The organism is Frankia sp. CcMO1, assembly GCF_977945845.1.
In genome coordinates this window covers 1-7689 of sequence record NZ_CDWTMG010000234.1, presented here as the reverse complement: position 1 = coordinate 7689, position 7689 = coordinate 1, and the positions used below count along the sequence as shown (strand labels likewise).

The window sequence follows — 7689 nt, the reverse complement described above, 5'->3', positions numbered from 1 at the left end:
CGGATAACCTCCGTAACCGCCCGCCGCAGGGTAGCCCTGCTGCTGATACCCTTGGTGGTAACCCGGATCTTGGTGGTAACCCGACTGATAGTTCTGCTGATATGCCTGTTGCGGATAACTCTCCGTGGGATAGCTGTTGGCGGGATAATCCTGCTGCTGGTAACCCTGGCCGTAGCCCTCGCCGGGTGGGTAGACCGCCGTCGGGGGGTACTGATCGGTGCCGCGGTACGGATTCTGTGCGTACTGGTTCTGGGGATACTGGTTCGGAGGGTTCTGGGAGTACTGTTCCGTGGGCGGGTAGCCGCCGGGTGCGCTGTTGCCGAGCAGGCGGGTCTCGTCTTCGTCGCCGAACGGTGCCGAGCCCGCGGAGTACGACGAGGCGGAATAAGAACCACCAGCGTTGCCGTCAACCCGTTGGGTCTGGGCGTCCGGGTCCTGGGGGCCTGGGCCCGGTGACTGCATGACGTCCTCCTGCGCTGCGCGAAGAGCGGCCCCGGCTCGCGCTCGTGATCTTGCGGATCCCGCCGTGGTGCTGGGCGGTTCTCGCAACCGTCCATCTGTGTTAGAACGGGACGGACCGCCCCGTTCGGCCCAGGTCGGGCTCGATGCTCGATGTTAGGAGCTTTGCGTTCGGAGGGGGATCCCGGGTCGTCTTGTAGACAAGGTGTCGGATCAGGCCGCGTAACGGATCACGATGTCGTCGACGATCATCTCCAGGAACGTCTGATCGACCGGATCTCCGGTCAGCAGCACCCGTTGGAGGATGACGGCGGTTCCGAGTTCTATGAGTACCGTGCGGTCGACGTCCGGGCGGACCTCGCCACGGGCGATCCCGCGTTCGATGATGGCCTCCGAGCTTGCCTGGCGTTGCATCCAGAGGCCGCGGCGCAGGGCGTCGCGCAGACCGGGATTGCGCGGCATCTCCGAGATCAGTTCCGCGAGGATCCGTCCCCGATCGCCGCGGATCGTGTCATGGAACGAGGTCAGGAACTCAAGGATGTCCAAGCGGAGGGAGCCGTTGTCGGGTACCGGCATCCGCTGCTCGGTGAAGGCGTTGACCGCGTCCATCACCAGGGCGAGCTTTGACGGCCAGCGCCGGTAGATGGTGGCCTTTCCGGCTCGCGCCCGGGTGGCCACCCGGTCCATCGTCACACCGTCGTATCCGACCTCGGCCAGAAGGTCGAGGGTGGCGGTGCGGATCGCCTGGTCCCGGCTCTCGTCGCGAGGTCGGCCGCCGGGGTGCGACGACGCGAGCGAGGACGGGGTCACGACACACCCTCCAGGTTGCTGCGGACTGGACGGCGCTCCACGCGGCGTTCCCGGTAGCCGATGTGTCTCGCTGGATGGAGGGCTGTGGGCGCGCGGCGCCAGCATGGCCCGCCGAGCGTAGCCCACCGGCGAAGGTTCGGGAACCGTTCGGTATCGGAACTAGGTTGTTCCCGACTTGTCTGCCGGGGACGGCGGGAGGGCGGAACGTCCTGTTCCGCTGTCGTGCCGTGTCGGCGGGCGTGTTGGGCGTCCGGGGGTGGCGGCGATGCGCGGCGCACCTGAAACGGCCGGTCCGGTGCCGGACGAGGCGGCGGAATGTGCGTCGGGCCGGGGGCCGCTGGTGCGGTCAGATCCGGCCCGCATGCTCCGGGATGCGCCGACGACCGTCCTGACGGGCTCCGCCGTTCGCGGTGGCCTTGGGATGGTCCGGGTGGAGGAAGACCCACTTCTTGTAGGCCCAGAACCGGAATACGGTGCCCAGCCCGGTGCCGATGATGTTACCGAACAGGTTGAACGCAAGTACGCCCTTGAGATCGAGTACATAGCGTGCGAACCCGAGGCAGCCGAGCGCGATCAGCAACCCGACCGTATTCAGGATCACGAAGAGTGTGTACTCGCGACGTAGACCGGTTCGGGCGCGATGGTTGAACGACCATTGCCGGTTCCCGATGTAGGAAAAGGTGGCAGCGACCACCGTGGAGACGGTCTTCGCGCTGAGTGGACCCATTCCGAGAAGCGTGTGGCACAGGTTGGAGACAAGAAAGTCGATGGCGTAACACGCGCCGCCGACCAGCCCGAACTTGCCCATCTCGTGGATGAGTACCTGCATCGGTGAGCGGGTCTGTCGGTGTCTCACCACGGGCGACCCCGATCGATATTTACCACTCGGAGAGAGTACCGGCTGCTCCCGCCCGCCCACCGTGCCACCCCCGTCGACGGTGGCGTGGTGGGCATCCGTGGCGAGGCCGGCTCACCGGCCATGGTGCCGGACGTAGCGGTGAACCCGTCGGCGCGTGGTGGAGTCACCGAGTAGCTGTTCCCATCTTTACGCTAGGTGATGCCACCAATCCGGTGCGGCGGGCAACGTGAGTGGCACAACTTCGGCAAAAGCTTGGGAACGTTGGCGAAGCTGGGCCCATGGACGGCATCCTGGCAGTGGGAGGGTGGGGACCATTGATCGGAAGGACGCATCATCATGATCCGCTCGAGTCGCCGGCCGAGCCGTTGATGTCAACGTCAAGGACCGATGACCACGTGGACACCGATGACCACACTGCTGTTGGCTCCGTTGCCGACGCCCAGGCGGACACCGTGCGCCCCGCGGACACCGTGCGTCCTGTGAGCCCGGTGGAGCCGGTGGGCCCAGTGGGTAGCGATGCCACGGCGACCGAACTCCTGCTGAGCTACGCCGTAGGTCACCCCGTCCGGCGGCGGGAGGCCGGGCTTCCTGCCCTGCCCGGCACGCGGCCGCGCCTGGGCGTCGCGGTGGTTGCCTGTATGGACGCGCGGATCCAGGTGGAGGCTCTGCTCGGTCTCGTCGAAGGTGACGCCCACATCCTGCGCAACGCCGGTGGTGTCATCACCCCGGATGTGGTCCGCTCGCTCGCCGTGAGCCAGCACGTGCTGGGAACGACGGAGATCATTCTTTTACACCACACCGGATGTGGTCTCGAAAGGATTACCGACGACGGGTTCCGGGACCAGGTGGAGCACGAGACGGGCGTTCGTCCCGAATGGGACGTGTATTCCTTTCCCGATGTCAAGGAGGACGTGCGCAAGTCCGTCAGGGTGCTGCGTTCGTCGCCGTTCCTGCAGTCCACCACCTCGGTGCGTGGATTCGTCTACCAGGTGGAGACCGGGGCACTGGTCGAGGTTCTGCCGTAGGGCGGTCCACGGCGGCATTGGATGGGTCGCGTCGTCGGATTGTCGTCGGGTCAAGCTTGCCTAGTCCGGTAGGTCCGGTAGGTCCGGTAGGTCCGGTAGGTCCGGTAGGTCCGGTAGGTCCGGTAGGTCCGGTCGGCGGGTCACGCGAGTGGCCGTCCGAGCGCGTGGTAGATCCAGCCGGCATCCCGCCAGACCGCGGGATCCAGGACGTGCCGTCCGTCGATGACGATGGGTCTGCTGACGTGCGGTCGCAGGGCGGCCGGGTCGATCTCGCGGAACTCGCTCCATTCCGTCAGGACCAGGACGATCTCCGCTCCTGCCACGGCCCGTATCACCGAGTCGGTGTAGTGCAGGTACGGGTAGCGAACGCGGGCGTTCGGGATCGCCGCGGGGTCGTACACGGACACGTGGCCGCCGGCGCGGTGCAGCGCGGTGGCCACGTCGAGGGCGGGCGAGTCGCGGATGTCATCGGAGTTCGGTTTGAAGGCGGCACCGAGGACCGCCACCATCCGGCCCGTCGGCGAGCCCCCCAGCGCCTTGGTGGCTAGCGCCACCGTCCGCGTCCGGGCCCGCGTGTTGACGGCGTCGACCTCGGTGAGGAAGGCCAGCGCGGAGCCGACTCCCAGCTCGTCCGCGCGGGCCTGGAAGGCACGGAGGTCCTTGGGTAGGCAGCCGCCACCGAAGCCGATGCCGGCCTGGAGGAACCGGGGCCCGATCCTGGGGTCGTGAGCCAGGGCGGCGGCGAGCTCGGTCACGTTCCCCCCGGTCATGTCGCAGATTTCGGCCATCGCGTTGATGAAGGAGATTTTTGTCGCGAGGAAGGCGTTCGCGGCGACCTTCACGATCTCGGCCGTGGCGAAGTCGGTGACGATGACGGGTGTGCCTTCTTTGATCGTTCTGGCGTAGACCGCCCGCAGCCGTGCCTCGGCGATGCCACCCGGGACGACCCCGAAGACCAGGCGGTCCGGCCGCAGGGTGTCGTCGATGGCGGACCCCTCCCGGAGGAACTCGGGATTCCACGCAAGTTCCGCGCCCGGGGCGCCGGCGGCAAGTCGTCCGGCCAGCCGGGCCGCGGTGCCCGTGGGAACCGTCGACTTGCCCACCACCAGCGTCCCGGGCCGCAGCCCGGCCGCGATCAGACCATTCGTCACCGCTTCGACGTGGCGCAGGTCCGTCGCGCCGGAATCGGGCCGTTGCGGTGTTCCCACGCAGATGAAATGCACCTCGGCCCGGTCAGCCGCCTCGGCGAGCGAGCTCGAGAAGGCCAGTCGTCCCGCCTCCAGGTTCTTGCGGAGTAGCCCTTCCAGGCCGGGCTCGAAGAAGGGCACCTCACCCACGGCGAGCCGCTGCGTCCTGGTCGCGTCGATATCGACACCGATGACCTCGAACCCCAGTTCCGCCATGCATACGGCGTGTGTCGCGCCCAGGTATCCGGTGCCGATGACGCTGATGTGAAGAACCGGTGACGTGCTCACGTTCGAGCGACCTCCGCTACACGTGGTAAAGACCGGCCGCCGCGCTGCCGGCCCTCCCGCCGGGGCAATCTCGTAAGCCCCGGTGAGCCGGACGCACCGGGGACCGCGTTGCCCCATTCTCGTTGGCCGTCGCGCCGTTCGGTGGTCACGCCGTCTGTGAGCCGTCCGGATGTCGGGTATGGTCATTCCCCATCCGCGGCCCGCTACGGGGGTCGTGCGGGTTTCACCCGAGGCGGGGGAGCGGCAGCGACCGGACCCCCGCGGGCAGTGGGCCGGGCGCGTGCCGCAGGACCGACCGACCGACGGCGGTGATCTTCTCCGTCTCGATGCGCCGCGGGAGCGCGGCGCTGTCGAGATGCCGGCACAGCACGATCGACGAGCCTGCGACCAGGGGAGCGAGCAGCGAGCCGACCAGGCCCTCGGTCGTGGCGAGCGACGCGGTGAACAGCACCCGGTCCGCGGGTCCCAGGTCCCACGCCCCCGCGATCGCGGTACCCGCGCGCAGCAGCGCGGCCTGCCCGGGTGGCGGTGCCGGGGCGGCGAACCGATCGCCGTGCGGGGGCACCTCCGCGGCGTAGTCGAGAACCCCGGCGACGGGCCTGCGCATCCGAGCACTCAGCGGGCGCAGTGACAGGGCCACGATCTCGTCCACCATCAGGCCGGACGCCTCGTCGAGCCGGTCCTCGGCCACGAACAGCGCGTCGAGGGGGGTCGCGACCGGCAGCTCCCCGCCGTCCTTCTCGGTGTCCCCGCCGTCCTGCCCGCCGTCTGCGTCTCGGACGAGGACCACCTCCATCCCGGCTGACCAGGTGGCGAGCAGAATGACCGAACTGAGCCAGTGCGTCGGCAGGTGGACGCCGACCCGGTCACCGATGCCGAGGCCGAGCGTGTCGACCAGCATGTTCGCGGTCTTCGCCACCCAGTTGTCGAAGGTGGTCGCCGAGAATTCCACGCGTTCGCCGGTCGCGTCGTCGTAGAAGGTGACCAGCGGGCGGGCGGGATCGGTGGCCAGCCGGTGCGCGAGGACGGACGCGATGCCGCGAACTCCCGCCGCGGGTGCGGCGTCGGCGTCGGCGTCCGCGGCCGGGCCAAGCAGCGTCCGTACGGCGACCAGCCGCGGCACGGAGGCGTTCATGGCGTGCACGAGGTGTCGGAGGGAACGGGACCGACCGGAGCGGTCGCGGTGCCCGTGGTGCCGCCGGTGCCTGTGGCGCCTGTGGTGCCGGCCCCGCCGGTCGCCGGGGCCGGCGTCGCGGTGATGGCGACCGTGGTCGTCCGGGTGTCACCACCGGCGGCCGTCGAGGCCGTCGGGATCCTCGTGTCGACGGTCGCCGCCGCGCCCGGCAGGCCACCGCCCGGCAGGCCACCGCTGGGCAGGCCGACGTTGGGCAGGCCGACGTTGGACAGGCCGACGTTGGACAGGCCGGTGAAGGTGGATCCGAGGACGAGGACGAGGCCGGCCCCGGAGCGGCCGGCGCCCGCGACGATCCGGCTGCCGGGGATCGTCGCCGCCAGGGTGCGTGCCGCGGCCTCCTGGCCCGGGGGATGGCGTACCTCGGTCAGAGTCTGGCGGGTCGATGTCGCGGCGGTCATCGGCCCAGTGAAGCCGAGTGCCCGCAGTCCGTCGACCGTGCGGGTGGCGAGTCCGGCACGTCCCGAGGCGTTGCGGACGGCGGCGATCGAGACCTGGGCGGGGTCGAGAGTTCGCTGTGCGGGAGGCTTGGTGCCCGCGGGCAGCAGCGGAGCGAGGACTTGGTCGAGGCCGGCCTGATCGACGATGAGTACGGCCCCGTGCGGGGGAATCGAACCCATGTCGTCGACCGCACCATCGGAGCGCAGCGCGATGTGCGTAGGGACTGTCACGAAGTGAATTCTTCCCGGACCCAGCTCGCTGGCCCGCTTCGCGAGCTTGAGTATCGCGGTCTGGTCGAGGCCCTGGTCGATCCGCAGTGCGCCGCCGACCGCCCCGATCAACGAAGTGATCTTGGCCGGGTTGGTGAGCACTCCGGTGCTGGTCGCTGTCGCCAGCAGCTTGGAGAGGAACTGCTGCTGGCGCAGGATGCGAAGGCGTTCGTCCCCGAGCGCGTAGCGGGTCCGGACGAAGGCCAGCGCCTGATCACCGTTGAGACGGTTCTCGCCGAGCCGTCCGCTCCATCCCGACATCGAGTCGTGCAGGTTGCGGGTGCTGCCGTTCGGTAGGGGCGTCACACACACGGTTACGCCTCCCACCGCGTCGGTCATCGCCTTGAAACCGGCGAGATTGATCGAGATGGTATGGTCGATCTTCAGGCCGGTCAGGGATTCCAGCGTGCTGACGAGACCGGGGACGTCCGCCAACTCGAGCACCTCGGTGAGCTTCGACCGGCCGTCGCGGGCGGTGGCCTTCTCCCGCGGCACCCCCGGGACGAGCATGTCCCGGGGGAAGGACAGCAACGTGGCCGAGCCGTCCTTGCCGAAGTGGGCGATGATGGTGGTGTCGGACCGGACGCCGTCTACCACACCGTACTGACCCTCGGTACCCTCCCGGCTGTCGTCGCCGAGTAGCAGGATGTTCTCCTCGCCGTCCACGCTCGCTGGGCGGGCACCCTCGATGTCCCAGTCGACGCGCGTGACGGCCTTGTCGAACTGCCGGTAGGCGGCCCCCCACCCGATGGTGCTCAGACCGAGAACCAGCACGGACAGCAGAGCGACGGCTCCAACGGACAGCCGTCGCAGCGGGGAGTGGTGGCGACGGGGCCCACGCGGGTCCAACGCGGGCGGCAGGGCCGGCGGGCGCATGGTATCGGGGCTCACCTGAGTCGAAAGCCCTCCTCGCTCAGGCGGCCGGAGCGGGAGAACCCCCGCCGGAACGCATGCCGCGGCCGTCGTGGTCGTGATGTGGCAGCCGTGTCCGTCTAACTGGACGTTCCGGACGGCCAAGACGTTGCCATGGCAAGCGCGGATGTTCACGGCGGGGTTGATCTCATCTCCGACCGTAGTGTGGACGGCGCGGAATGTGATCGGACGGTCGGGTGAACGATCAGCCAGCCAGCAGTTAGGACCTGTTTGGGAAGTACGTCCC

6 protein-coding genes and 1 pseudogene are annotated in these 7689 nt (G+C 68.9%); 1 reads left to right on the top strand and 6 read right to left on the bottom strand.

Annotated features, from left to right (window positions below; genetic code table 11):
* The 3 genes and pseudogenes from AC08OU_RS20375 to AC08OU_RS20365 all read right to left on the bottom strand — a co-directional run.
* Positions 1-462, bottom strand: a pseudogene (locus AC08OU_RS20375) (hypothetical protein); the annotation flags it as partial.
* 210 nt (positions 463-672) lie between these two features.
* On the bottom strand, positions 673-1269 hold the full coding sequence (locus AC08OU_RS20370) for a TetR/AcrR family transcriptional regulator (RefSeq protein ID WP_476593568.1): 597 nt from the start codon (positions 1267-1269) through the stop codon (positions 673-675).
* Positions 1270-1615: 346 nt separating this feature from the next.
* Positions 1616-2077, bottom strand: a complete 462-nt coding sequence (locus AC08OU_RS20365) for a GtrA family protein (RefSeq protein ID WP_476593569.1) — start codon at positions 2075-2077, stop codon at positions 1616-1618.
* 446 nt (positions 2078-2523) lie between these two features.
* On the opposite strand from AC08OU_RS20365, the gene AC08OU_RS20360 reads away from it, so the two are divergent.
* Positions 2524-3153, top strand: coding sequence for a beta-class carbonic anhydrase (locus AC08OU_RS20360; protein WP_476601905.1), 630 nt, complete (start codon positions 2524-2526; stop codon positions 3151-3153).
* Positions 3154-3293: 140 nt separating this feature from the next.
* On the opposite strand, the gene AC08OU_RS20355 is transcribed toward AC08OU_RS20360, so the two are convergent.
* The 3 genes from AC08OU_RS20355 to AC08OU_RS20345 form a co-directional block, all read right to left on the bottom strand.
* Positions 3294-4628, bottom strand: coding sequence for a UDP-glucose dehydrogenase family protein (locus AC08OU_RS20355; RefSeq protein ID WP_462203172.1), 1335 nt, complete (start codon positions 4626-4628; stop codon positions 3294-3296).
* Positions 4629-4851: 223 nt separating this feature from the next.
* Positions 4852-5763, bottom strand: coding sequence for a TIGR03089 family protein (locus AC08OU_RS20350; protein WP_476601904.1), 912 nt, complete (start codon positions 5761-5763; stop codon positions 4852-4854).
* The gene (locus tag AC08OU_RS20345; RefSeq protein WP_476605567.1) at positions 5760-7421 is read right to left on the bottom strand and encodes an LCP family protein; all 1662 of its coding nucleotides are present in this window, start codon (positions 7419-7421) and stop codon (positions 5760-5762) included. The genes AC08OU_RS20350 and AC08OU_RS20345 overlap by 4 nt, the downstream gene beginning before the upstream one ends.
* Between the last annotated feature and the right edge of the window lie 268 nt (positions 7422-7689).

What these genes read in the sequence shown, in the direction of transcription:
- AC08OU_RS20365 (WP_476593569.1), bottom strand. Translation starts at nt 2,077, where the DNA reads ATGGGCAAGTTCGGGCTGGTCGGCGGCGCGTGTTACGCCATCGACTTT.
- AC08OU_RS20350 (WP_476601904.1), bottom strand. Translation starts at nt 5,763, where the DNA reads ATGAACGCCTCCGTGCCGCGGCTGGTCGCCGTACGGACGCTGCTTGGC.